General features: G+C 73.0%; 20 protein-coding genes and 1 pseudogene. 9 read left to right on the top strand and 12 right to left on the bottom strand.

The features are described 5' to 3' along the window. Positions 1-15 precede the first annotated feature (15 nt). Positions 16-1,179, top strand: coding sequence for an exonuclease SbcCD subunit D (locus tag OIE49_RS06840; RefSeq protein ID WP_326801549.1), 1,164 nt, complete (start codon positions 16-18; stop codon positions 1,177-1,179). Continuing rightward, a complete protein-coding gene (locus OIE49_RS06835; RefSeq protein ID WP_326801548.1) occupies positions 1,176-4,169 on the top strand; it encodes an SMC family ATPase in 2,994 nt (997 codons plus the stop codon). The genes OIE49_RS06840 and OIE49_RS06835 overlap by 4 nt, the downstream gene beginning before the upstream one ends. 57 nt (positions 4,170-4,226) lie before the next feature. On the opposite strand, the gene OIE49_RS06830 is transcribed toward OIE49_RS06835, so the two are convergent. Next, positions 4,227-5,918, bottom strand: a complete 1,692-nt coding sequence (locus OIE49_RS06830; RefSeq protein WP_326801547.1) for a DUF885 domain-containing protein — start codon at positions 5,916-5,918, stop codon at positions 4,227-4,229. A gap of 43 nt (positions 5,919-5,961) precedes the next feature. Beyond that, positions 5,962-6,489: an Lrp/AsnC family transcriptional regulator gene (locus OIE49_RS06825; RefSeq protein ID WP_326801546.1), complete on the bottom strand. Its 528-nt coding sequence runs from the start codon at positions 6,487-6,489 to the stop codon at positions 5,962-5,964. A 59-nt stretch (positions 6,490-6,548) separates the two neighbouring features. On the opposite strand from OIE49_RS06825, the gene OIE49_RS06820 reads away from it, so the two are divergent. Continuing rightward, entirely contained in the window at positions 6,549-7,766 is a 1,218-nt protein-coding gene (locus OIE49_RS06820) for a trans-sulfuration enzyme family protein (RefSeq protein WP_326801545.1), read from the top strand. Between the two features lie 99 nt (positions 7,767-7,865). On the opposite strand, the gene OIE49_RS06815 is transcribed toward OIE49_RS06820, so the two are convergent. The 4 genes from OIE49_RS06815 to OIE49_RS06800 form a co-directional block, all read right to left on the bottom strand. Next, complete coding sequence (locus tag OIE49_RS06815) at positions 7,866-9,308, bottom strand: GNAT family N-acetyltransferase (protein ID WP_326801544.1); 1,443 nt, start codon at positions 9,306-9,308, stop codon at positions 7,866-7,868. Positions 9,309-9,485: 177 nt separating this feature from the next. Beyond that, a complete protein-coding gene (locus tag OIE49_RS06810; RefSeq protein ID WP_326801543.1) occupies positions 9,486-12,146 on the bottom strand; it encodes a DUF7824 domain-containing protein in 2,661 nt (886 codons plus the stop codon). After that, on the bottom strand, positions 12,143-13,564 hold the full coding sequence (locus OIE49_RS06805) for an SWIM zinc finger family protein (RefSeq protein WP_326801542.1): 1,422 nt from the start codon (positions 13,562-13,564) through the stop codon (positions 12,143-12,145). Before OIE49_RS06805 ends, OIE49_RS06810 begins: the two co-directional genes overlap by 4 nt. 129 nt (positions 13,565-13,693) lie before the next feature. After that, positions 13,694-14,524, bottom strand: coding sequence for an alpha/beta fold hydrolase (locus OIE49_RS06800; protein WP_326801541.1), 831 nt, complete (start codon positions 14,522-14,524; stop codon positions 13,694-13,696). Between the two features lie 180 nt (positions 14,525-14,704). Between OIE49_RS06800 and OIE49_RS06795 the strand changes: the two genes are divergently transcribed. Both OIE49_RS06795 and OIE49_RS06790 read left to right on the top strand, forming a co-directional pair. Then, the gene (locus OIE49_RS06795) at positions 14,705-15,586 is read left to right on the top strand and encodes an RNA polymerase sigma-70 factor (RefSeq protein ID WP_326801540.1); all 882 of its coding nucleotides are present in this window, start codon (positions 14,705-14,707) and stop codon (positions 15,584-15,586) included. 202 nt (positions 15,587-15,788) lie between these two features. Beyond that, positions 15,789-16,550, top strand: a complete 762-nt coding sequence (locus OIE49_RS06790) for a GntR family transcriptional regulator (RefSeq protein ID WP_100567288.1) — start codon at positions 15,789-15,791, stop codon at positions 16,548-16,550. Positions 16,551-17,051: 501 nt separating this feature from the next. Here OIE49_RS06790 and OIE49_RS06785 read toward each other — a convergent pair. Further along, positions 17,052-18,215 (bottom strand): ROK family transcriptional regulator, encoded by a 1,164-nt coding sequence (locus OIE49_RS06785; RefSeq protein WP_326801539.1) that lies wholly within the window; start codon positions 18,213-18,215, stop codon positions 17,052-17,054. Between the two features lie 169 nt (positions 18,216-18,384). Between OIE49_RS06785 and OIE49_RS06780 the strand changes: the two genes are divergently transcribed. Beyond that, positions 18,385-18,828, top strand: coding sequence for a hypothetical protein (locus OIE49_RS06780; protein WP_326801538.1), 444 nt, complete (start codon positions 18,385-18,387; stop codon positions 18,826-18,828). A gap of 52 nt (positions 18,829-18,880) precedes the next feature. On the opposite strand, the gene mug is transcribed toward OIE49_RS06780, so the two are convergent. Both mug and purB read right to left on the bottom strand, forming a co-directional pair. Beyond that, a complete protein-coding gene (gene mug / locus OIE49_RS06775) occupies positions 18,881-19,381 on the bottom strand; it encodes a G/U mismatch-specific DNA glycosylase (RefSeq protein ID WP_326801537.1) in 501 nt (166 codons plus the stop codon). Between the two features lie 44 nt (positions 19,382-19,425). After that, positions 19,426-20,868 (bottom strand): adenylosuccinate lyase, encoded by a 1,443-nt coding sequence (gene purB / locus OIE49_RS06770; RefSeq protein WP_326801536.1) that lies wholly within the window; start codon positions 20,866-20,868, stop codon positions 19,426-19,428. Between the two features lie 463 nt (positions 20,869-21,331). Between purB and OIE49_RS37085 the strand changes: the two genes are divergently transcribed. After that, positions 21,332-21,844 (top strand): helix-turn-helix domain-containing protein, encoded by a 513-nt coding sequence (locus OIE49_RS37085; RefSeq protein WP_402123300.1) that lies wholly within the window; start codon positions 21,332-21,334, stop codon positions 21,842-21,844. Here OIE49_RS37085 and OIE49_RS06765 read toward each other — a convergent pair. After that, entirely contained in the window at positions 21,751-22,884 is a 1,134-nt protein-coding gene (locus OIE49_RS06765; RefSeq protein ID WP_326801535.1) for a WD40/YVTN/BNR-like repeat-containing protein, read from the bottom strand. The two genes, OIE49_RS37085 and OIE49_RS06765, sit on opposite strands and share 94 nt — an antisense overlap. A gap of 245 nt (positions 22,885-23,129) precedes the next feature. On the opposite strand from OIE49_RS06765, the gene OIE49_RS06760 reads away from it, so the two are divergent. After that, complete coding sequence (locus OIE49_RS06760; protein WP_326801534.1) at positions 23,130-23,531, top strand: hypothetical protein; 402 nt, start codon at positions 23,130-23,132, stop codon at positions 23,529-23,531. On the opposite strand, the gene OIE49_RS37080 is transcribed toward OIE49_RS06760, so the two are convergent. Continuing rightward, complete coding sequence (locus tag OIE49_RS37080; RefSeq protein WP_401743976.1) at positions 23,512-23,883, bottom strand: transposase; 372 nt, start codon at positions 23,881-23,883, stop codon at positions 23,512-23,514. The genes OIE49_RS06760 and OIE49_RS37080 overlap by 20 nt on opposite strands. 43 nt (positions 23,884-23,926) lie before the next feature. Beyond that, positions 23,927-24,595 (bottom strand): annotated as a pseudogene (locus OIE49_RS37075) (IS630 family transposase); the annotation flags it as partial. A gap of 157 nt (positions 24,596-24,752) precedes the next feature. Here OIE49_RS37075 and OIE49_RS06750 point away from each other — a divergent pair. After that, on the top strand, positions 24,753-25,454 hold the full coding sequence (locus tag OIE49_RS06750; RefSeq protein WP_326801532.1) for a hypothetical protein: 702 nt from the start codon (positions 24,753-24,755) through the stop codon (positions 25,452-25,454). Positions 25,455-25,645: the final 191 nt, after the last annotated feature.

Here is a 25,645-nt window from a genome sequence, read left to right as displayed (position 1 = left end):
TAGTCTTCGAGGACCATGAGGCTCCTGCACACTTCCGACTGGCATCTGGGCCGGGCGTTCCACCGCGTGAACATGCTCGACGCCCAGGCCGAGTTCATTGGCCACCTCGTCACGACGGTGCGCGAGCGCGACGTCGACGTGGTGGTCGTGTCGGGAGACGTGTACGACCGTGCGGTGCCCCCGCTGGCAGCGGTCGAGCTTTTCGACGACGCCCTGCACCGGCTCGCCGGCCTCGGCGTGCCCACGGTGATGATCTCCGGGAACCACGACTCGGCCCGCCGTCTCGGCGTCGGCGCGCGGCTGATCGACCGGGCGGGCATCCACCTGCGCACCGAACCGTCGGCGTGCGGGACCCCGGTGGTCCTCACGGACACGCACGGCGAGGTCGCTCTCTACGGTCTGCCCTACCTCGAACCCGCCCTGGTCAAGGACGAGTTCGCGGTCGACGGCGCAGGCCACGAGGCGGTGCTCGGCGCCGCCATGGACCGGGTCCGCGCCGACCTCGCCACGCGTGCGCGTGGCACCCGCTCCGTCGTCCTCGCGCACGCCTTCGTCACCGGCGGCGAGCCCAGCGACAGTGAACGGGACATCACCGTCGGCGGGGTCGCCGCCGTCCCCGCGGGCGTCTTCGTCGGCGTCGACTACACCGCCCTGGGGCATCTGCACGGCTGTCAGACCATCACCGAGCGCGTGCGCTACTCCGGCTCCCCGCTGCCGTACTCCTTCTCCGAGGCCGCCCACCGCAAGAGCATGTGGCTCGTCGACCTGGACGCCGACGGCTTCGCGGGCGCCGAGCGGGTCGACTGCCCGGTCCCGCGCGCCCTGGCCCGGATCCGGGGCACGCTGGAGGACCTGCTCGCCGACCCGGACCTCGACCGCCACCGCGAGGCGTGGGTCGAGGCGACGCTCACCGACCCGGTCCGCCCCGCCGAACCCATGGCCCGCCTCACCGAGCGCTTCCCGCACACCCTCAGCCTCGTCTTCGAGCCCGAACGCGCGCCCGGCGAACCGGACGTGTCCTACGCCCGCCGGCTGGCCGGCCGTGGCGACCAGCAGATCGCGGAGGACTTCGTCGCCCACGTGCGCGGCGCGGCACCCGACGAGCACGAACGGGCGGTGCTGCGCGAGACGTTCGACGAGGTCCGAGCGGACGAGGCGGTACGGGAGGTGGCGCGGTGAGGCTGCACCGTCTCGACATCACCGCGTTCGGCCCCTTCGGCGGCTCGCAGACGGTCGACTTCGACGCGCTGTCGGCCGCCGGGCTGTTCCTGCTGCACGGCCCCACCGGCGCGGGCAAGACCTCCGTCCTGGACGCCGTGTGCTACGCGCTGTACGGCGCGGTCCCCGGCGCCCGGCAGAGCGGACAGGGCACGACCCTGCGCAGCGACCACGCCGCCGCGGGCACCCGCACCAGGGTCACCCTCGACCTCACCGTCGCCGGACGCCGGCTGGAGGTCACCCGCCTGCCGCCCTGGGAGCGCCCCAAGAAGCGCGGCACGGGCACCACGCTCGACAAGGCCCAGAGCCTGCTGCGCGAGTACGACGCGAGCGCCGGTGCCTGGAAGGACCTCAGCCGCTCCCACCAGGAGGCAGGTGAGGAGATCACCCAGCTGCTCGGGATGAGCCGCGAGCAGTTCTGCCAGGTCGTCCTGCTGCCCCAGGGCGACTTCGCACGGTTCCTGCGCGCCGACGCCGAGGCCCGCGGCAAGCTGCTCGGGAGACTGTTCGACACACACCGTTTCGCCGCGGTGGAGAAGCGTCTCGCCGAGCGCCGGCGCGCCACCGAGGCCCGGGTGCGCGAGGGCGACGCGGCGCTGCTGGCCGACGCGCACCGCATGCAGCAGGCGGCGGGCGACGCCATGGAGCTGCCCGAACTCGCGCCGGGCGAGCCCGGCCTGGCACAGGCCGTCCTCACCGCGGCCGCCGTCGCCCGCGCCACCGCGCGCGAGCAACTGACCGTCGCCCGCTGCCGGCTCACGGCCGCCGAGTCCGCCCACGCCGACGCCGAGGCGGCGCTGCACCGGGTACGCGAAACGGCCCGGCTGCAACAGCGGTACGCCGAGGCCCGGGAGCGCGCCGAGCGCCTCGCGGAGCGGGCCGGTGCCCACCGGGAGGCTCAGACACGCATGGAACGGGGGCGCAAGGCCGAGACGGTGGCACCGGCGCTGGAGCTGCGCGAGGCCGCCGACGCCGGGCACCGCCGGGCGGCCGCCGCCGAGGCACGCGCGCGTGCGGCGCTCCCGGCGGAGTTCGCCGACTCCGGCGCCGCCGGACTGGCCGCCGCCGCCCGCCGGACCGCCGAGGAACTGGGCGGGCTGGAGTCGGCCCGCCGCGCCGAGCTGCGCCTGGCCGACGTCGTCGCCCAGCGCGCCGCGGCGGACCGGCAGGAGCGCGCCGACGACGACGTGCTCCAGGAGGCCGAGGCCTGGCTCGCGGGGTGGGAGACGGCCCGGGCGGAGCTGCGGACGCGCATCGACATCGCCCAGGAGGCCGCCGCCCGGGGCGAGGGGCTCGCCCTGCGGCTCGAACCCGCGCGCCGGCGGCTCGCCGCCGCCCAGGTGCGCGACGCACTGGCCGCGGACACCGAGGAGGCGCGGCAGCGGGCACTCGCCTCCGCCGAGGCCGCCGCAGACGCCAAGGACCACTGGCTGGACCTGAAGGAGCAGCGCCTGAACGGCATCGCGGCCGAACTCGCCGCGAGCCTCACCGACGGAGAGCCCTGCGCCGTCTGCGGCGCCACCGAACACCCCACACCCGCGCGCAAGGTCGCCGGGCACGTCGACCGCGAGGCGGAGGAGCGCGCGCTCGGCGAGCACCAGGCCGCCGAGGAACAGCGTGCCCGGGACGAGCGCCGCCTCGGCGCCGTACGTGAGGAACTGGCCGCAGCCACCGCCGAGGCGGGCGACACCCCCACGGCGCGACTCGCCGAGGAAGCCGGGGAGCTGGAAGCCGAGCTGGCTCAAGCCGGCCGGGACGCCTCCGCCCTGCACGCGGCACAGCGGGAACTGCTCAGCGCCGAGCAGGAGCGCGAGCGGCGGCTGACCGACCGCCGGGAGGCCGAACTCCGGGCGACCTCCCGGCTGGCACTGCGGGAGAGCCTGGACCGGGAGAAGGCCGCCCTGGAGGCGGAGCTGACCCACGCCAGGGGAACCGCCGGGACCGTCGCCGCGCGGGCCGTCCAACTGGAGCGGCGCGCGGCACTGCTCACCGGGGCCGCCGACGCCGCACGCGCCGCCGAGGACAGCGCCGAGCGGCTCAAGGACGCCGACGGACGACTCGCCGAGGCCGCGTTCCGGGCCGGCTTCGACACCCCCGAGGCCGCGTCCGCCGCTCTCCTCGACGACGCCGCCCACCGCGAGCTGCAACGGCGCCTGGACGCCTGGCACACGGAGGAGGCCGCCGTGCGCACGGTCCTCGCCGAGGCCGACACCGCGGACGCCGCACACCAGCCGCCCGCCGACCTCACCGCAGCCCGGGCCGCCGAGGCCGACGCGGACCGGCGGCTGCGCGAGGCCGTCTCCGCGCGGGACGCCGCCGACCGCCGTCGCGACGAACTCGACCGGCTCTCCGCCCGCGCGGCGACCGGCGTACGCCGACTGGCCCCGCTGCGGGAGGAGTACGACCGTGTGGCCCGCCTCGCCGCCCTCACCGCGGGCACCTCGGCCGACAACGAGCGCAGGATGCGCCTGGAGTCCTACGTCCTCGCGGCCCGCCTGGAACAGGTGGCCGCCGCCGCGACCGTACGCCTGCGGCGCATGTCGTCCGGCCGCTACACCCTCGTCCACTCCGACGACCGGGCCGGCCGCGGCCGCAGCGGTCTCGGACTGCACGTCGTCGACGCCTGGACGGGCCGCGAGCGGGACACGGCGACCCTGTCGGGCGGCGAGACGTTCTTCGCCTCGCTCGCCCTCGCTCTCGGCCTCGCGGACGTCGTCACGGACGAGGCAGGCGGGGTGCGCCTGGACACCCTCTTCATCGACGAGGGCTTCGGCAGCCTCGACGACCAGACCCTGGACGAGGTCCTCGACGTCCTCGACTCCCTGCGCGAACGCGACCGCAGCGTCGGGATCGTCAGCCACGTCGCCGACCTGCGACGGCGCGTCCACGCCCAACTCGAGGTGGTGAAGGACAGGTCGGGGTCGGCCGTACGGCTGCGCGGGGCGGGCTGAGCGGAGCGAGCGCGTGGGACCGTCGGGGCGGCCGGAGGACGGCCGCCCCGACCGGGCTCACAGCTGGGAGAGTTCGTCCACGAGGTCGTCCAGGCCCAGCGAGCCCTGGGACAGGGCCGCCATGTGCCAGGCCTTCGCGTCGAACGCGGCACCGTGGCGCTCCCTGGCCTTCTCCCGGCCCAGCAGCCAGGCCCGCTCGCCCAGCTTGTAGCCGATCGCTTGGCCGGGCATCGACAGATAGCGGATCAGCTCGCTCGCCACGAAGTCCCTCGGGCGGCTGCTGTGCGCGCCGAAGAACTCCCGCGCCAGCTCCGGCGTCCAGCGCTCACCCGGGTGGAACGGCGAGTCCGCCGGAATCTCCAGCTCCAGGTGCATGCCGATGTCGATGATGACGCGGACCGCGCGCATCATCTGCGCGTCCAGATAGCCGAGCCGCCGCTCCGGGTCCGTCAGGAAGCCGAGTTCGTCCATCAGGCGCTCCGCGTACAGCGCCCAGCCCTCGGCGTTGGCGCTGACCCCGCCGACGGTGGCCTGGTAGCGCGAGAGGTCGTCGGCCACGTGCGCCCACTGGGCGAGCTGGAGATGGTGGCCGGGGACGCCCTCGTGATACCAGGTCGAGACCAGGTCGTAGACCGGGAAGCGGGTCTGCCCCATGGTCGGCAGCCAGGTACGGCCCGGCCGGGAGAAGTCGGCGGACGGCGCCGTGTAGTAGGGCGCCGCGGCACCACCGGGCGGGGCGATGCACGACTCCACCTTCCGCACCCGCTCGGCCAGTTCGAAGTGGGTGCCGTCGAGCGCCTCGATCGCCTCGTCCATCAGGTCCTGCAACCACTGGCGGACCTCGTCGACGCCCTCGATGTGCGTGCCGTGCTCGTCGAGGTGCGCGAGGGCCACCCACGGGGTCTCGGCACCGGGCAGGACCTTCTCGGCCTCCTGCTTCATCTCGCCGAGCAGCCGGTGGAACTCCGACCAGCCGTACGCGTACGCCTCGTCGAGGTCCAGGTCCGTGCCGTTGAAGTAGCGCGAGAAGCGGGCGTAGCGCTCACGGCCGACCGTGTCCGGGGCGTCGCCGATCGTCGGCGCGTACACGTCGCGCATCCAGTCCCGCAGCTCCGCGAGGGCCGCGTTCGCCGTACGGGCGGCGTCGTCCAGTTCCGCGCGCAGGGACTCGGGGCCCTCGGCGGCGAAGTCCTCGAACCAGCCGCGGCCCCTGCCGTCGGTGTCCGACCACTCGGTGAGCTGCTCGATGAAGATCGCCGTCGGCTGCGGGCCGCCGTGCAGCTTGCGGTCCAGGCCGAGGGCGAGGGACTCGCGGTAGCCGCGCAGTGCGGCCGGCACGGCTCGCAGGCGCTCGGCGATCGCGGCCCAGTCCTCGTCGGTGGCGCTCGGGGTGATCGTGAACACCTCGCGCACCGAGTGCACCGGGCTGTGGATGTTGCTCACCGTGCGCAGGCCCTCGTCGGCGTCGTGCACCGCGAGTTCCGCGGTCAGGCGCTCGCGCAGCAGGCGGGCGCACCGGCGCTCGATGTCACTGTCCGCGCCGGGCTGCCGCTCGGCCTCGTCCAGCCGGGCGAGGGTGGCGCGCGCGAGGTCGGCGAGCGCCTGCTGGCCGGCGGGCGAGGTGTCGGGCAGCCTGCTCGAGCTCTCCTTCACGCCGAGATAGGTGCCGGTGAGCGGGTCGAGGGCGATGAGTTCGTCGACGTAGGCGTCGGCGACCTGACGGGGCAGCGGGTTCTTGGTCTGTGACATGCCGACCATCCTCGTACGGACGGGCGCCCCGCGTCAGCCCGGTTTACCCCGCTCCGGGCTCTGTTCGGTCCGATTTCGCCGAGAGCGTGCCCGGCTGCGCGCCGGGCGGCAGCAGGGGGCCGCAGTCCCACTGCTGGAAGATCAGCCGGGTCTCCACCCGGGCCACCTCACGCCGGGCCGTGAACTCGTCCAGGACCAGGCGCTGGAGGTCGGACATGTCCGCGACCGCGACATGGACCAGGTAGTCGTCAGGACCGGTCAGATGGAACACGGTCAGCGACTCCGGCAGCGCCCGGATCCGTTCCACGAACGGTCCCACCAGCTCCCGCCGGTGCGGTCTGACCTGCACCGACAGCAGCGCCTGAAGACCCCTGCCCAGCTTGGCGGGGTCGAGCCGCAGCCGGTGGCCGAGAATGAGCCCCGAGCGGCGCAGCCGGGCCACCCGGTCCAGGCAGGTCGACGGAGCGACCCCGACCTGCGCGGCGAGGTCGCGATAGGTGGTCCGGGCGTCGTTCTGCAACAGCCGCAGCAGATGCAGATCCACCGGATCCAGTACGACGGATTCGGCCATGGGGCGAACGTAGCACGGCCTTCGGCCCCGTGATCCCGGCCGCTGTTCACCCTTCGGTCATGGACACGCCCTTGGACTCCGCGAGCACGCCCGCGTACGACGCCGTGCGCCCCGCACCCAGAGCACTGGCCACCGAGGCGGTGCACGCCGGCCGTGACGACCTCGCCCGGCAGGGACTGCACGCCCCGCCGATCGACCTGTCCACCACCTACCCCTCCTACGACAGCCGCGCCGAGGCCGCCCGCATCGACGCCTTCGCCACCGACGGCGCCGAACTCGACGGCACCCCGGTCTACGGGAGGCTCGGCAATCCCACCGTCGCCCGTTTCGAGACCGCCCTGGCCCGGCTGGAGGGCACCGAGTCCGCGGTGGCGTTCGCCAGCGGCATGGCCGCGCTGAGCGCGGTCCTGCTCGTCCGCTCCGCCATGGGTCTGCGGCACGTCGTCGCCGTGCGCCCGCTGTACGGCTGCAGCGACCACCTGCTCACCGCCGGGCTGCTCGGCACCGAGGTGACCTGGACCGACCCGGCCGGGATCACCGACGCGCTGCGCCCGGACACCGGCCTGGTCATGGTCGAGACACCGGCGAACCCGACGCTGGCCGAGGTGGATCTGCGGGCCGTCGCCCACGCCTGCGGCTCCGTGCCGCTCCTCGCCGACAACACCTTCGCCACCCCTGTGCTGCAACGCCCCGCCGAGCAGGGCGCGCGCCTGGTGCTGCACAGTGCCACCAAGTACCTGGGCGGCCACGGCGACGTGATGGCCGGCGTGGTGGCCTGCGACGAGGAACTCGCCGGACGGCTGCGGCAGGTCCGGTTCGCCACGGGCGGGGTGCTTCACCCGCTCGCCGGATACCTGCTGCTGCGCGGGCTGTCCACGCTTCCGGTCCGGGTGCGGGCCGCCTCCGCCACCGCCGCGGAACTGGCCGCCCGCCTGGCGGACGACCCGCGCGTCGCCCGGGTGCACTACCCGTCCATCGGCGGCGCGATGGTCGCCTTCGAGGTGCACGGCGACCCGCACGACGTCATCGGCGGCGTCGGCCTGATCACGCCGGCCGTGAGCCTCGGCAGCGTCGACACCCTGATCCAGCACCCGGCGTCCATCAGCCATCGCATCGTCGACGCGGACGACCGGCGCGGCGCCGGGGTCGGCGACCGGCTGCTGCGGATGTCGGTGGGCCTGGAGGACGTCGAGGACCTGTGGGCCGACCTGGACCGGGCGCTGGGGGTGCGGCCGGGACAGCCGCAGGTGAGGGGGCTGCACCAGGCGATGAGCTGAGCCGGGCGGCCCGGATGGCGCGCGGCCCGGCGGTCCTGGACCGGGCGCCGGGCCGCGCGGCCGGACCCTTCCGGGCCGCGCCCCCTCCGAGGCCGCTGCTCAGTCCCGCGGGCGGGAACCCTCGGCCCGCGCCCGCTCGGCGTCGTACGGCAGGCGGGTGGCCACCGGGGTCGCGTCCAGCCGGGCCGTGACGACCAGGGTGCCCTCCTCGATCTGGAAGTCGAGCGGCAGGCCGAGGCCCCGCATGGCGGCGACCATGCCGGTGTTCGCCGCCTGCGTCACGGCGTACACGCTCGCGCAGCCCGCCTCGACGGCCATCGCGACCAGCCGGCCCAGCAGCTCGCCGCCGACGCCGCGGCGCTGCCAGGCGTCCTCGACGAGCACCGCGACCTCCGTCTCGTCGCCGTCCCACAGCAGATGGCCGAGGCCGACGATCCGCCCGGAGGCGGTCCGCGCGGCCAGCGTACGGCCGAACCGCGGGCTCAGCAGGTGGTCGAGATAGCGGTCGGCGTCGCCGACCGGCCCGTGGTAGCGCAGGCCGAGGGTGCGCGCCGAGCAGCGGCCGTGCATCTCCCGGGCCGCCGCGAGGTCGCCGGCGCCGGCCCTGCGCACGGTGATCGCGTCGCCCTCGGGCAGCGTCAGCACGTCCTGGCCGCGCGGAACGCGCGGTCCGAGCCGGGTGTCCAGCTCCACCAGGGCGCGCGCCCGCGCGAACTCGGTGGGCGTGAAGGGCAGGTACGGCCGCTCCACGGTGATCGTCCCGCCCTCCGGCGCCCGCAGCCGCATCACCGTGTCCTCCAGCGCCCCTTCGGCCGGCACCTCCTGCGAGCCCCCGGCCGGGGCCGGCCGGTCCGGCAGCGAACGGATGGTGCACCGTCCCAGCAACTGCCGCAGTGTCAGCGGGAGTTCCGCCGCGTCGAGCGCCGTGCGCGTGGCCAGGCCCAGGACCCGTGTGGGCGCGTCCACCAGATCGTGCGCGTCGGCCCGCTCGATCCACGTGTCGGCACCGCCGGCCAGCGCGACCGCCCAGGTGATGTCCGACGCCTCGAGCCCGCCGGGAGCGCGCAGCAGGAACTCGTCCACCGTGCCCTCGGCCAGCGGATGCGTCTGCAGGCTGAGGATGTCCACGTGCCGGGCGGCCAGTGCCGCGCAGAGCGCGGCCAGCGCACCGGGCGCGTCCCGCACGGTCGTCCGCATCCGCCACAGCGCACTGTCGCCCGGCGCCGCTTCGGCCGCCGCGGGGCCGGGGGCCGCCGGCCCGGCCTGCTGGGCGGTGAGCGGCCGGGCGCCGGTATCGTCCGCGGGCGGTGCGTGACCGTGGCGGCGTGCCCACCATGTGTGGAAGGCCGCCGTGGCCACCAGAGCGAACGCCGAGATCATCAGCGGGGCCGTACCGCCGGGGCCGTGGCCGATCAGGTTCGCCACTGCGTCGGCCACGGCGACGGCCGTGCAGAGCGCGGCCAGTTCGACCAGGTCCCGCCGCCGGTGATGCGCCCGGCGTCCGTGCTTCGACCACGGCGTGTTCGACACTTCTCCAGTCATACGACCACTGTGGCGGAGCGGTGTTGCGTGATCGCGAACGCGCTGTGACCGATGAGTAAAGCGATGTTCGCACCTTTCGTCGTCGTTTCGTGAGGATGTTCCGTGAAGTCGTCGTAGTTGTCGTAGTCGTCGAATTCGTTGTGATGGTCTCCAGAGGTCCGCCGGGCGGGCGCCGGGTCAGGCGGCGGCCGCCTCCGGGGCCAGCGCGCCGCGCAGCCGGCGGGCCTGTGCGACCAGACGCGACGAGCCGCCCCGGTCCGCCGCGCGCGCAAGATGCGGCAGGTCGCCCCGCGCCCCCGACCGCTCGGCGCACTCGGCCGCCACGGCCAGCAGATCACCGAGCCCCCGCACCGGCCCGTCCGGTTTGTCGGCGGCGAGGTCGGAGAGCAGCGGCGGCAGGGCGTGGCCGAGCAGACCCCACACGGTGGCGTACGCCCCCGTGGCCGCGGCCGTGCGCAGCGACTCCGCCAGCCGCAGCGGCTTCACCGCGCCGTCCCGCACCAGCTCTCCGAGGTCCGCGCCGAGACGGGAGACGTCCAGCTGCCCGCGCGCGGCGAGGACGAGCAGCGCGTCCACGGCGGCCAGCCGGTCCTCCGGGTGCCGGGCGCCCAGCCCGTACGCCACACACAGGTGCGTCGCCTCGCCCGCCTCACCGCCGGACTCGGCCAGCGGCGGAAGGACGGAGGCCGCGCCCCGCGTGTCGTCCACGGCCAGGGAGGACAGGTCCCGCAGGAGCCGCACGGCCACCAGCTCACGCAGTTCGGGCAGCACGGCCAGCCAGTGGGGGCGCGTGGAGTAGTCCCAGTGGTAGCAGTAGCGGCTTTCCGTGAAGGCGCTGGACGGCTCGCCCAGCGCGCGGAAGGCCTCGGGGAAGTCCTCTTGCAGCTCGAGGAGTTCACCGGACTCCGCCAGTATCCGCGAGGCCGATGTGCGGCGCCGGATCGCCGGCAGCACGGGGGCGCCGGCGGTCAGCCAGCGGGCGAGCCGCCTCCCCTCCGCCGTGCCCAGGGCCGCCGCCCGCTCCGCCGCCGCCGCTGCCGCCGGGCGGTCCGCCCGCCGCACCCGGAGCAGCGCCTGCGCGAAGTCGGCCTCCGACACGCGTGCTCCCAGCCGCCGGTACGCGTCGAGCCGCTCCACCAGCTCGTCCGGCTCCAGCGGTCCCGTGCTCCAGGTGGGAGTCGAGAGCAGGAACGGCAGGGGATCCGTGCGCATCCGGCACGCCACCTCCCAGAGGCGGGTGTCGAAGGCCTGGGAGAGCGCGGTGTGCACGCAGGTACGGCCCGGAGTCCTGGCCCGGCCCGAGCCGTGCAGCGTGCCGGTCTTCAGCTTTCCCCGCAGTGTGACGAGCAGCAGGTCCAGGCCCCCGGCCGCGTCGAAGCTGCCCTGGGCGTCGCCGAATTGGTGATTGAGCCGCAGGTCGTAGTACTGGTCGGTGCCGTCCCACCACCGGCGGGAGATCACCGGTTCCAGCGCCCGGAGCAGGGCGTCGCGGTCGCGGTGGGCGTGGCGCACCAGCCCGTCCAGGGCGCGTTCAAAACCGGCCACGTCGGTGTCGGACTCCAGCGCGGCCCCCACCTCCTCGGCGAGTTCGACGACCGAGGCCGCCGCGGGGGCGAGACGCGCCGGCTCGGGAACCAGCGGGAGCACCTCCTCGTACGTCGCGGCCGCCTTCACCGGTGCCGCGCCCAGCGATCCGACCGCCTGTGAGCGCAGCGGAGGGATCAGCTCCTCTGCCGCGAGCGCGATGTCGGCACGCACCTCGGCGGAGCGGACCTTCATCACATGCCGCTGGGCGAGCTTGAGCGCCCGTTCCTGCACGCCGGCGTCCTCGTGCCCGAAGGCCTGCGCGACGGCGGGCAGCAGCTCGTCGGCCGCCGCGGCGTCGCGGGCGAGTACCTTGCCGAGCAGGACGAGCTGGGCCCGCACCAGCTTGCGCTCCGGCCGGAACAGCACCGCACCGGAGACCTCGGCCAGGTGGCGATGCGACAGCTGCCCGTCCAGGGCCAGCGTGCTCAGCACCGACTGGGCGTGCGAAGCCACCGGGGGCACCGCGTCCGAGGTGAGCGCCATCCAGTCGGCCACCCGCTCCCGCTGCTCCTCGCGTGTCAGCGCCAGGGACGTCAGTACCCGCAGGAACGCCCGGTGGTCGGCGGTCGTGCCGCCCCGCAGCAGGCGCGCCACGCAGGCGTCGACCGTGGCCTTCCGGTCGAGTCGGCCCTCCGCCGTGAGCTGCCCGAGCGCCCCGTGCCAGCTGCCGGGTCCTTCGTCGGCCGCCCATTGCAGCAGGCCGCCGATGTCGTTCACCTCGAAGAGCGCGGCCACGAGCGGTACGAGGTGCGGGTCCGTGCGCAGCCGCTCCACCAAGGTGTTGCCGTGCCGCCATTCGCCGCCCACCTGCTGGGCCCAGCCTCGTACATAGGCGTTGGTCGTCGGCACCGGGCAGCCCGCCAGGCGCACCAGGGCGGACATCAGTTCGTAGGGCACCCCTGAACTGGCGGGCCGCTGGGCGAGCCGGTCCGCCAGATCGGCGAGCCACCCGGTCTCCCGGTCGGCGAGGACGCGGAGCAGCACGGCGGGGGAGACTCCCGGCCAGCGCATGTCGGCGGCCGAGATCCAGCTCGCCACGCCGGCCGCGCCGGTCTGGCACGCGACCCCGGCCACGTACAGCGCCGGGTACGCGCGGCGGGACGGCGTGTCCCAGCGGGTCGCTCTGAGCTCCTTGCGCAGAGCCTTCAACTCCGGGAAGTACGCCCGGCGTTCGGCGTCGGTCATGGCGTTCAGCAGACCGATCACCTCGGCCGTCCGCCCAGCCCGCACTGCCTCCATCAGCGATGTCATCGCACACCCCCGTCGACTCGTGCCACGTCCTGCTTCACAAGGTCCTGCTCCGATGAGGCGGCGCCCCGCCGCGCCATCCGCACCGCCAGCGCGTGTTTGCAGGGCCCGCGCCCGCCCCGGTACTTCGCCCACCACTGGCAACTGCAGCTGAGTACGCCCTTGTCCTCACGCACCCGGTGCGCGTGCCCGTCCTCGGCCGTCACCGTCGCCAGGGCGCCGTCGACGGCGACCGCTCCCGCGGCGACGAGCGCGTGGGCGGCCCGCAGACGCGGGTTGTGCCGCTCGGCGCGATCCGCGTCGTAGGGCAGCTCCCGGTGGAAGTACGCCGCCTCCGCGGTGTCGTAGCCGACCCGGCCCGAGGTGCCGAGCCGGACCAGCGCCGCCCGGACCCGCTCCGGGGTGAGCCCGGAGGAGGCGGCGAGGTCGGCGACGTCGACGCGGGGTTCCCAGGCCAGCAGCACCGCGATCAGCTCCGCGTCCTCGGCCGCCTCGTCGGTGGCGAGCGCGTCCAGCACCCCGCCCTCGCCGGAGAACCCGCGCGAGGCGTCGGGCGACAGCGTCAGCGTCAGCCGCATGCCGGGCAGGACCGCCTCCCAGGCGCCGGCCGTGGCGGCGGCGCCCGCGACTGCCGGGCCGTACACGCGCAGGGCTGTCGCATGCCTCAGCACCCGCTGCAGCGCGGCAAGCCGCTCGGGCCCGGGCAGGCAGACCGCGCCCGGCACGGGCCGGGTGGTCGGCCGCAGGACGCGACCCGCCGGAACCACCCACCGCGGACCGCCCCCGGCACCCCGCGGCCCGCTCCGCGGCAGCGACCGCAGGAACCGCACGGCCTCGGCGGCCGGCAGTTCGGCCCGCAGATCGAAGCCGGCGGCTATGACCTGGGCCTCCGCGAACCCGCGCAACCAACGGTCCGGCAGCGGCACCTTCTTCTCCACCACGGGTCCGTCCAGGGTGGTCACGGCCAGCTCTTCCGGGCCCACCCGCATATGGAGCGGATCGTCCGAGCCGATCCGGGACAGCGCCTCGCGCAGCGGGTTGTTGACGTCGACGTTCGTCGTGCCGTGCCCCACCTCGCCGCCGTCCAGGCCGGAGCGCAGCACGTCCAGGCGCGCGTACACCCCGCAGCAGCCGGAGAAGGACTCGAAGCGCAGCCGGTCGCCGTTCCCCGTCACCACCGGGTCGAGGGAGGCGCGCAACTGCGGCTTGTAATAGCGGGCGGCCGCGACGTCCGCCACCGCCAGCAGCCCGGCCGAGGCAACCTGAGGAGACGTCAGGAAGCCTGAGAAGAACCGCGGATGGTCCTGGACGCCCGAGGGCGTCGCACCCCTGGACGTCTCAAGTCCGAGGAACTGTCCGCCCGCGGAGGGTTCCAGCGCGGAGGGTCGGCAATAGGCCACGGCCTGCAAGGATCGCGTCATGGAAAAACCGTAGAAGCGACCACTGACAACCGGCCCCGACCTGCGGAAACCCCCTTCGCGGGACGGGGGGAGAGGTGGCGCCTCAGAGGACGAGGCGCATGCGGTCGTGGTGCCCGGTCAGACGGTTGGTCAGCGGCTGCCGTCCAGGAGGACGCGCGCGACCAGGGCCGGGTCGTCGTTCATCGGGACGTGCCCGCAGCCGGGCAGGCGCACGAGCCGGGCCCGGGGGATGATCTGCTTGGCGCGCGCTCCCTGGCGGCGCACCAGCAGCCGGTCCTTGGTGCCCCAGGCCACGGTGACGGGGATGCCGGGCAGGACGTCGGTGAAGCGGACGCCGACGCCCGTCCGGAGGATCTCCTCGAATCCGCTCGCCCGCGCGAGGGCCAGGGTCTCGGCCACCACCGCTTCGGGCGAACGGCGGGCCGGACGGGCGTAGATGGTGCTGGTCAGGACGCTGCGGCCGGCCGCCGTCCGGGAGAGCCGCTCGACCAGTGGCAACGGCATCCGCCGGGCGAGCGCGCGCATCGTCCGCAGCACGCCGAAGGCGTAACGCCGCTCGGACTGCGTCCAGAACCCCGCCGGTGCCAGCGCGGTGACGGACCGTACGAGTTTTTCGCGGCCCAGTTCCAGGGCCAGCAGGCCGCCCAGGGAGTTGCCCGCCACATGGGGCCGTTCTATCTCCAGCGCCTCGCACAGGGCGCCCAGGACCACGTTCATCGTGGGCAGGTCGTGCCGGAGCCCCTCGGGCAGCGCGGGGGAGGCGCCGAAGCCCGGCAGGTCCATGGTGATCACCTCGCGTTCGGGCGCGAGCAGGTGGACCACCGGGTCCCAGGCCTGGCGGTGGTGTCCGATGCCGTGCAGCAGGAGGAGCGGTTCGCCGTCGCCCACGCGCGCGTAGGAGAGGGTCACGGTCCGCGGGCCGTGCGCGGAGGGGACCTCGAAGGAGACGGTGGCGGACATGGGTGCTCCTCGTGGGGGACGCCGACAACGGTGGTAGACAGACTGTCAGCAATTGCTACCGACCGGTAGCCCCCGGACGGGACGAGGTCCGGAACGCCAACGCCGTTCTTCGGCCACGGAGGGCGCACCCCGCCCGGCGCGCCTGGACACGAACACCGGACGTCGGCTGGGATGAGGGGCGTGACCACCGATACCGGCACCGAAGTCTTCGAAGAGCACCGCCCCGTCCTCATGGGAGTCGCCTACCGCATGCTCGGGCGGGTCGCGGACGCCGAGGACGTGCTCCAGGAGGCCTGGCTGCGCTGGTCCGCCGCCGACCGGAGCGCCGTGCGCGAGCCGCGCGGCTACCTGGTGCGGGTCACCACCCGGCTCGCCATCGACCGGCTCCGCCGGATCAAGGCGAGCGGCGAGTCGTACGTCGGCCCCTGGCTGCCGGAACCGCTGGTCACTGATCTCGCGCAGACCGTCCCGGACGCGGAGGAGCGGGCCGTCCTCGCCGACTCCGTGTCACTCGCCGTGCTGGTCGTCCTGGAGACGCTGTCGCCGCTGGAGCGCGCGGTGTTCGTCCTGAGAGAGGCCTTCGGCTATCCGTACGCGGAGATCGCCGCCCTGCTCGACCGAGGCGAGCCCGCGGTCCGCCAACTGGCCGGCCGGGCCCGCAGGCACGTCGGCGAACGGCGGCCGCGCTACGAGGCCGACCCCGACCAGCGTCGCGACCTCACCGAGCGGTTCCTGGCCGCGGCGGCGGACGGCGACCTGGAGGGGCTGATGTCGCTGCTCGCGCCCGACGCCCGCCTGGTGGGCGACAGCGGCGGCAAGGCCAGGGCGCCGTTGCGGGTCCTGGAGAGTGCCGACAAGGTGGGCCGCTTCCTGGTCGGCGTGGCGCACGAGGGCATCACGGATCCGTCCGTCCGCTTCCTGGAGATCAACGGCGGCCCCGCCGTGCTGATGCTGTCCGGGGGCAAGCCCGACAGCGTCTTCCAGCTCGACGTGGGCGACGGGCGCGTCCAGGTCGTTTACATCGTCCGGAACCCCGACAAGCTGCGGTCCCTGACCGCCTGAACCCGGCCGGCTCCCGGCGCTTCCGGCGTCGTGCGAACGGCTTGTGAACACCGTGCGACATGCTCCTGTGCGCTGTCCGAGGGAACGAGGATTGGTCTTGACCAAGGGTGGGGGCCGCTTTATCGTCGCAGATAAGTACAACAACCTTTAATAAACAAGGGCGCTAAAACGCGGCCGGATCACGGCGATTGCGGAGGACAGGGTGGGGACCACGCAGCTGGAATCGGTGCCGGAGCCGAAGTACTGGCATCTCAAGACCTTGCTCAGCGAAGCACTGGACTCCGAGTTCTCGGTGGGCGAGATCCTGCCCAACGAACGAGAGCTCGCCGCCCGCTTCGGCGTGGCCCGTGCCACGCTGCGCCAGGCGCTGGAGCAGCTGGAGCTGGAGGGACGGCTGCAGCGCCGCCGCGGTGTCGGTACGACCGTCGCACCGCCACGCGTGGGTGTGGCCGTAGGCACCGAACAGCACGCCTGGCCGGGAGCGTCCGGCGACGCCTGGCAGAGCGTCGACTGCACCCGGGCCGTCGCGCCGGCCGCGATCGCCGACGCCCTGGAGGTTGGCCACGAGGAGCCCGTGCACATGGTGCGCCGCTCCCGGATGAGCCACGGCCAGCCGGTCGCCGCCGAGCTGCTCTACGTTCCGGACGCGTCGGTGCCCGACCTGAGCGCCATCGACGCGCCTTCCGGGCCGGCACGCGCGCGTGCCGTGCTGCGCGAGCTGCATCGCCTCGGGCTGGAGGGCCAGGACCGCTCGGTCGAGCTGGGCTCGGCCCGCGCGGACGACGCCAAGGAGCTCGACCGGCTGCCCGGCGCCCCCGTCCTCGTCGTCACCACCCGCTTCGTCGTCGAGGGACGCACGGCCGCGATCTCCGTCGCCACCTACCGCGCCGACACCTGCCGCCTGACCTTCGGCGACTCGGGCGGCGTGGAAATACACCACGGCCCGCACCAGCAGGCGTCCTAGCCGACGGTCTCTCTGACCGGCAGGCCTCCTGGCCGACGTCACCCACCCTGGACCGGTCGGCCGACCGCGACCGACACCCCCCACCGGGAGCGGTCGGCCATCACCGGGAGTGGCGGCCCCCGGCTGGCCTCCCATGCTGGCTCGTCGCCGGGACCAGCGGCCCTCACCGGGACGGCGGCCCTCACCGCGACCCGTCGGCCGCCACTGGGGGGCGCCCCAGGCTCCCCCCCCAGGGCGGCTCGTGGCCGAGACAGGCGCCCCCTCACTGGGAGCAGTCGGCTGTCACTGGGACCGGGACCGGTGGCCCTCACCGGGAGCGGTCGGCTGTCACCAGGAGGGGCGGATTCCCCGGCCGCCTCCGGGGCGGCTCGCGGCCGGGACAGGCGACCCTCCACCGGAGCGGTCGGCTGTCACCGGGACCGGTGGCCGTCAGCGGGACCGGTGGCCCTCACCAGGACCGGTCGGCCGTCACCGGGAGGGGCGGATCCTCACGCCGGCCCCTCACCGTGCCCGGCGGGCCGTCGCTGTGCCCTCGACCGCGAACAACTGCTCCTCGACGTGGTCGAGGGCCAGACGGAGCGCGCCCGTCGCCACGGCTGCCTCGCCGAGCATCGACAGGGTCACCTTGGGCGGCCGCAGGCAGTAGCGGTCCAGTTCGCGCCGCAGCGGCTCCAGTACGCCATCCAGCCCGGCCGCCCAGCCGCCGATGACGACGAGTTCCGGATCCAGGGCCAGCGCCAGCGCCGCCACGTCGTGGACGAGTCGCTGGATGAACCGCTCGACGGCCGCGCCGGCCCGCAGGTCACCCCGGCGGGCCAGCGCGAAGACCTCGGCCACCGCCCGCTCGTCCAGCGGATGCAGCGGCTGGTCCGTCGTCGACAGCAGCGTCTCGGGGGTCGCCTCCCGGCCCAGCAGGTGCAGCGCGCCGATCTCACCGGCGGCCCCGCCGAACCCGCGGTGCAGCCGCCCGCCGATCAGCGAACCGGCGCCCGGGCTCAGCCCCGCCAGCACGAAGACCATGTCGTCGCACTCGGTGGCGGCGCCCTTCCAGTGCTCGGCCACCGCCGCAGCGTTCGCGTCGTTCTCGACCAGCACCGGGCACTTGAACGATCGGCTCAGCCGCTCACCCAGGTGCAGGCCGGTCCACCCGGGCAGCGCCGTGCCCAGCCGTACCGTGCCGTCCGCCTCGACGATCCCGGGCGTGCCGACCCCGACGGCCCGCAGCGAACTGCGCGGGACACCGGCCCTGCGCAGCAGTTCGGCGACCGCGCCGCGCAGCCGCTCCAGCCGCTCGTCCGCCCCGGCGGTCTCCTCCACGTCCTTGGCCTGGGAACCCACCACGCGGCCGTCCAGGTCGGCCAGCAGCGCGGCGACCCGATGCGCGCCGATCTCCAGGCCCATCAGATGCCCGGCCTCGGCCCGGAACCGGAACCGGCGCGCGGGCCGTCCCTGCCGTCGTGCGGCGCCCTCCTCGGCCGCCGTCTCGACGACGAGTCCCGCCTCGATCAGGCCCTCCACGACGCCCTCGACCGTCGGCCGGGACAGCCCCGTCACCCGGGTGATCTCCGTGAGCGTCGCGCAGCCCGTGGCACGCAGCGCGTGCAGCACCACCGCGGAGTTGATCCTTCGCAGCAGCGAGGGATCCCCGCCGGTCAGCCGCCCCACCGTCCGTCCTCCCAGCTCGTGCGCGTGTTGGGCGGATCGTACTCGGCACGGGCCGGGGCGGCGAGCGCCGGGCACGGCACGAGCCCGCGCCCGGCGGCGCGCCCCCGCCCCTGGGGTGCGGTCGCTGACGCCCCGCCAGTTGTCAGTGGGGGCCGCTTTACTGGAGCACATGGACATCGCGAAGGCTCTCGCCGTCATCGACCGGCTGCGCCGCGGGGAGTATCCCGCCCAGCGCACCAGGACGGACCTCGGCACGGCCGGACCCGGTTACCGGATGGCCGAGTTGGAGACGAGCGACGACTTCTGGGAGGACGACGGCGGCCGGCGGGAGGCGGCGGCGGAGCAGTTCGAACTCGACCGGGACGGACTGGGGGAGCGGCTCACCGGACGCTGGGGCCCGCCGCAGGTGTTCAGCCTGTACAGCGTGCTCGAACGCACCCTGGCCGGTGAGGACGTGCCCGAGCCGTGGGCCTCGCTCAGCGGGCACGTGCCGGACGTCCAGCTGTGGAGGGCGCGGGAGAGCGGCCCGTGGTTAGCGCTCGGGGTCTCCCAGTGGGATCAGGAGCTGCCGTTCCAGCTCCTCGCGGTCGTCACCGACGTGGACCCGCCGTGACCCGCCCGCCAGAGCGCCTCCACGGCCACTCCCAGCCGTCCGAACTCCGCGGCTACGACGCTTCCGCCGCCACCCTCAGCCGTGCGAACTCCTCGGCCATCGTCTCGGCCGTCCAATGCGCGTTCAGCCCGCTCGGGTTGGGCAGCACCCACACCCGCGTGTCGCCGAACGTCCTTTCCTGCGGACCCACTTGGGCCATACGGTCGCCGAACGCCGCCCGGTACGCGGTGACGCCCACCACCGCCAGCCACCTCGGCCGCAGCCGCGCGACCTTCAGCGCCAGCAGCCGTCCGCCCTCGCGGTACTCCCGGGGCGTCAGCTCCTGCGCCCGGGCCGTCGGCCGCTCCACGACGTTCGTGATGCCCAGCCCGTACGACAGCAGCTCGCCCTGCTCCGCGGGCCGCAGCAGCCTCGGGGTGAACCCCGACCGGTGCAGCACCGGCCAGAACCGGTTGCCGGGCCGGGCGAAGTGGTGGCCGGTCGCGGCCGTCATCAGACCGGGGTTGATGCCGCAGAACAGCACCCGCAGGCCGTCCGCGACGACGTCCGGCACCGGACGGTCGCGGGCGGCCTCGAGCTCCGCCGGGGTGAAACGGGTCAGAGGATCGCCCCCGGCGCGTAGGCCGCGGCCGCCGGGTGCTGCTTCACGATCTCCTCGATCCGGCCCACGACCGTGCCGACCTGGTCGGCCGCCGCGCCGGTGAAGGACAGCTTGTCGGCCATCAGCGCGTCCAGCCGGGCACGGTCGAGCGGAAGGCGGTCGTCGGCGGCCAGCTTGTCGAGGAGGTCGTTGCGCTCGGCGCCCTGCTCGCGCATGGCGAGCGCGGTCGCGACGGCGTTCTCCTTGATCGCCTCATGGGCGACCTCGCGGCCGACCCCGGCCCGCACGGCACCCATCAGCACCTTGGTGGTGGCCAGGAACGGCAGGTAGCGGTCCAGCTCGCGGGCGATCACCGCGGGGAAGGCGCCGAACTCGTCGAGCACCGTCAGGAACGTCTCCAGCAGCCCGTCCAGCGCGAAGAACGCGTCCGGCAGCGCGACCCGGCGCACCACCGAGCAGGACACGTCGCCCTCGTTCCACTGGTCGCCCGCCAGCTCGCCGGTCATCGAGGCGTAGCCGCGCAGGATCACCATCAGGCCGTTGACGCGCTCGCAGGAGCGGGTGTTCATCTTGTGCGGCATCGCGGAGGAGCCGACCTGGCCCGGCTTGAAGCCCTCGGTGACCAGCTCGTGCCCGGCCATCAGCCGAACCGTCTTCGCCAGCGAGGAGGGCGCCGCCGCGAGCTGCACCAGCGCGGTGACGACCTCGTAGTCCAGCGAGCGCGGGTAGACCTGGCCGACCGAGGTGAACGCCCGCGAGAAGCCGAGGTGCCCGGCGACGCGCCGCTCCAGCTCCGCGAGCTTCGACGCGTCGCCGCCGAGCAGGTCCAGCATGTCCTGGGCCGTGCCCACCGGGCCCTTGACCCCGCGCAGCGGGTAGCGGCCCAGCAGCTCCTCGACCCGCCCGTGGGCCACCAGCAGCTCGTCCGCCGCGGTCGCGAAACGCTTGCCGAGGGTGGTGGCCTGCGCGGCGACGTTGTGCGAGCGGCCGGCCATGACCAGCTCGCCGTACTCGGCGGCCAGCCTGCCCAGCCGGGCGAGGACGGCTACCGTGCGGTCCCGCATCAGCTCCAGCGAGAGCCGGATCTGCAACTGCTCGACGTTCTCCGTCAGGTCGCGGGAGGTCATGCCCTTGTGCACGTGCTCGTGCCCGGCGAGGTCGTTGAACTCCTCGATCCGCGCCTTCACGTCGTGCCGGGTGACCTTCTCGCGCTCCGCGATCGAGGCCAGGTCGACCTGGTCGAGGACCCGCTCGTAGTCGGCGATCGCCTCGTCCGGCACCTCGATGCCGAGGTCCTTCTGGGCGCGCAGCACGGCGAGCCAGAGCTGCCGTTCCAGCCTGACCTTCTGCTCGGGCGACCAGAGCGTGGCGAGCTCGGCGGAGGCGTAACGTCCGGCGAGGACGTTCGGGATGCGGGGCTTGGCGGGCGCTGAAGTCACGTAGACGGATTCTACTGGCGATTCGTGCAGGCGAGCGCCGCGGGGGTGTTCGTGGGAAGCTACGAGAGCTCCGCGTCGGCCGCCGTCGGGGGCTGCGCCAGGTCCTCGTAGGGCAGCAGTTCGGGCCGTTTCGCGGGGCGGCCGTCGCCGGAGGACCGCCCGTTGTGACATCCGCCCAGGTTCCCTGTACGTAGGGTAGCGGGCGCTTACGGAAAGAGGGGCGGCGCAATCAGAGCACCAAGAAACACCACCCCCGATGGCCAGCAAGCTTCTCATAGACCTCTACCCGCGCAAGAGCAAGAACTTGCCGGAGGACGACCACCGCCGAGAGCAGTCCACCGACACGCAGGAGGCCTCCGGGCGTCGCTGGGCCGACCGCAACGGCTACACCGTCCGTCATGTGTGGCTAGTGTCTCGTGACCCTGTCAGCGTTACTTGATCTTGTGTGTCTCGTTCTATTGGTATGGAGCTTTCCATGGAACAGGCCGCCGAGCTGCGGGAGTTGGTGAGCAGTCGGGACGTGCCTGCGGATATAGCCACGCGGGGCCGGATCGTGCTGTGGTCGGCTGAGGGGCGTCGGCGCAAGGACATCGCCGAGCTGCTGGGAGTGTCGCTGCCTACGGTGGACCGCTGGAAGCGCCGTTATGCCGAGCACGGCGTGGCCGGGCTGGAAGGCGACCGGCCCGGCGGGGCCCGGGAGCAAGTGCCGGCACGGGTACGGGCCCGGGTGATTGCGCTGACGCGTATGACGCCGCCGGACGGCACTGGTCTTTCGCACTGGTCCACACGCGAGTTGGCGAAGTACCTGAAGCGGACTGAGGACGTTGAAGCGGCGGGGACTGGAAACCGAGCGGCAGCCACCGTGCCAGTCCCCGACCCTGCTCAGGTCCGGTTGCCCAGTTCGAACCTGGTCCAGTGGACACCGTCGGTGGATATGCGCCAGCTTCCCGCGCCGAAGCTGTCGCCCCACAGGTAGCCGAGCGCTGTCGTGGTCACCCAGCCCGACATCCCTGCGGAGTTTCGGAGGCGCGTGAAGGAACGACCGCCGTCGGTACTGCGCCAGATGCCGTCCTCACTGTAGATCGTCAGGCTGCCGTCGACGGCGGCGACCGGCGTGCCGAGCAGGGAGCGTGGTTCCACGCTCTTGCGGTGTTCCCAGACGCGTTCCCAGGTGCGGCCCCCGTCCGTGCTGCGGTGGAGGGCCAGCAGGCCGTTCTTCACGTTGTCCTCGTCGGGCAGTTGGCCCGGCTCTGCCGCGTAGAGCACCTTTCCGGTTCCGGTCACGTGCAGGGCCCAGACCGACTCTCCGGTTCCCGTGGGCCGGGACAACCGCCAGCTGAGTCCCCTGTCCTCGCTGACGGCGAGTGCGACACGGCCGGAGCGCGGGTCACGACCGGAGGCGAAGACCAGGTCCTTGGTCTGCCCGGCCGGGATCACGGGGGGCTGGAGTGGGGGCTGAGTGGCCAGGGACCGGAACTCTCCGGTGGTGGGCAGGGCCGTGAGGATGCGGGCGTGCTCACAGTTGTTGCCCTCCTGGTCCGTCCGTGTGCAGTCCTCGAACAGGGCGACGCCCTCGGGCAGCACCAAGGTCGTGCCCGAGGGCCTGGCTGAGCCCGGCCGCCAGTGGCGTCCCCCGTCACTCGTGAACCAGGTGCGGTCCGGCGGAGGCCACACGCCCTCCGTGATCAGCGCGCGACCGGGCCCCAGCACCCTGAGCGTTGCCGTGATGCCGTGCTCCACGGTCACGTCCGCCAGTGGGGAACGTCCGAGCCGCCAGGCGTCGGCACCCTTGTCGAGCACGGCGACTCGCTGCCGACAGCGTGTCTTCCCACACTCGGCGAGCAGCGCGAACCCACTGGCGTCCCTGGCGAAGTCGACGGCGACCGAGCTGCCGGGCAGGTCCGTCCCGTACGGAATCCGGGGGACGACCGCCGCCTCTGGGGAAGCGGTGCGCTCACCCGCCTGCGCGCCCCCGTCCTTGCTCCTGTCCGTGTCCATCTCGACGCATGCCGACACCCAAGCCAGCATTATCAGAAGGATGGCGGCCAAGATGCCCCAACTGCACCTGCCCTTACCCCCGCGCCACCTCATGGGAAGCCCCCGATCCGACCGGTATGCCCGGCCCGCGATGCACCGTCATCTCTGGTACACCGCTCGCCGTGCTCGGGTTCCCACTCTCTCGCGACGACCACACGGCGTATACCTGTCGTCCACCACGGACTACATGTACGACCCGGTCGACCGGCTGGCGAAGGAAGGCGGTGAAGACCGGCAACGGCGCGGGGACGGAGACGTACGTTCACGATGACAACGCCAACGTCATCAACCAGACGGTTCAGGGCATCACGACCGCGTTCAACTACGACCGCGACCGACTGCTCACGGCGATCACGTCCGGAGCCACGGCCAACTACAACTACGACCTGTTCGGCCGCCAGGAGTCTGTCACCACTGGCGGTCAGATCGTCCAGCGGAACACGTACGACGGTTTCGACCACGTCATCAAGTCCGAGAAGGCGGACAGCATCGGGGCGCTGAAGGCGACCACGTACACCTTCGACCCGCTCGACCGCACCACCTCCGAGACCACGGCCGGCAAGACGACGGGCCACGAGTACCTAGTGTCTCGTAATCCGGTTTCTGTCAGTTGTCATCGTTGTTGACGAGTTTCCTGACGTTGGCCGTGACGAGTCGGACCTTGGCGAGGACCTCCCCGGCGGTCGCGGTCCAGGTGAAGGGTTTCGCGTTCTCGTTCCAGGAGTCGATGTAGTCGTGGATCTGCTGGACGAGGACGCGGACGCTGGAGAAAGTACCTCGGCGGATCGACTGTCGGGTGATGATCCCGAACCAGGTCTCGATCTGGTTCAGCCACGAGGAGCCGACCGGGGTGAAGTGGAAGTGCACGTGCGGGTTTTTCGCCAGCCACGCCTTCACGTCCGGGGTGGTGTGCGTGGACAGGTTGTCCAGCACAATGTGGATCTCCTTCCCCGCGTGCGGCTTGACCGCCTTCTTCAGGAACGCCCGGAACGTCGCACCGTTCCGTTTCGGTCTTGCATTCCCCGAGCACCTGGCCGGTGGCGACGTTGAGCGCGGCGAACAGGTTCGTGGTGCCGTGCCGGATGTAGTCGTGGGTGCGTTTCTCGGTCGCGTCGAAGGTCACCGGCAGCACCGGCTGGGTCCGGTCCAGGGCCTGCACCTGGGTCTTCTCGTCGAGCGACAGCACGACCGCGCCGCCGGGCGGGTCCAGGTACAGCCCGACGATGTCGGTGACCCTCTCCGCGAACGCCGGGTCCTTCGAGATCTTGAAGGTGCCCGACCGGCGCGGCTTGAGATTCTCCTCCCGCCAGATCCGCGCGATGTAGTGCCAGGACACGGTGACGTCCTCAGTCCGCTTCAGGTACTTCGCCAACTCGCGTGTGGACCAGTGCGAAAGACCAGTGCCGTCCGGCGGCGTCATACGCGTCAGCGCAATCACCCGGGCCCGTACCCGTGCCGGCACTTGCTCCCGGGCCCCGCCGGGCCGGTCGCCTTCCAGCCCGGCCACGCCGTGCTCGGCATAACGGCGCTTCCAGCGGTCCACCGTAGGCAGCGACACTCCCAGCAGCTCGGCGATGTCCTTGCGCCGACGCCCCTCAGCCGACCACAGCACGATCCGGCCCCGCGTGGCTATATCCGCAGGCACGTCCCGACTGCTCACCAACTCCCGCAGCTCGGCGGCCTGTTCCATGGAAAGCTCCATACCAATAGAACGAGACACACAAGATCAAGTAACGCTGACAGGGTCACGAGACACTAGACCTGGGCAAGAACCGACGGTCAGGTCCGCTCATCGTGGCCTGTCCGTTGCCTTCTGCTTGACGGCGGCCGGGTCTAGGCTGGATCGCGTGACTCCCGGTGAGTTGGTGCGGCCCGGACCTGACAGTGACACGACCGACCTCGTCTTCCGCGAGACCGGCGGTTCGCGCGGCCATGCGGTGCTGATCGCGCTTGCTTCTCTGGTGCGGATGCTGATTCTGTTCGGCTGCGTGGGAATCGTGTTCATGGTGTTCATGGCCGCCTTCGGCGTCGACTTTCCCGAGGGCCTGTTCGTGGCCGGCCTGGTCGCGGTGGCCGGCTCTCTCGTCGCCGCCCCCTTTGTTGTGGCCGGCGCACTGCGTCGTGTCCGTCGAGTTCGGTTCGCCCTGGCTCAGGCCCCGCCCCGGTTTCGCTTGATCCGGGCGGGTCGCCCGGAGCCCTGGATGCCGATCGCCGACCTGGCGCGCATAGATCTGGTCGAGAGTATCGTCGAGCCGTACGAGGGCGACCCTCTGTCGGCCACCCGAACGCTGATGGTCGTATTGGTCAGGGGAGATGACGTGGCCAAGCTGGCTTGCGGTCAGCCGAGGCATACGGACGGGCGGCAGCTTAAGGAGACCCTGGACGCGCTCCTTTCGGATGTCGGGGTCCCCGTTCAGCTGGAGACATCGCGCACCCGGCGGCCCAAGCCTCCGCCGAAACCTCGTCGGTCAGGTTCGGCTCATGCCGGCGTGATCGCCAACAACGGGAGGTCTGGCGGTCCGGGATCCGGCAACGCGGCCAACTTCTGAGGACCGCTCCCGAACCGGCCGCGGCTACCGACGGTCCCCGGCGTGAGGCCGAGGTCGGTCAGCGCGGCACCGCGTCGAACGGAAGATCTACGACATTCTCCCAAAGCCGCCGGAAGTACCTGTCTCACCCGCGGGGAGGTCGTCGAGGCGAACGCACTGACCGACGATCTACTCCTCAGGAATCCTCCCAC

The sequence above is a fragment of the Streptomyces sp. NBC_01788 genome (assembly GCF_035917575.1).
GTDB lineage: Bacteria > Actinomycetota > Actinomycetes > Streptomycetales > Streptomycetaceae > Streptomyces.
This window is presented reverse-complemented; position numbering and strand designations above follow the sequence as displayed.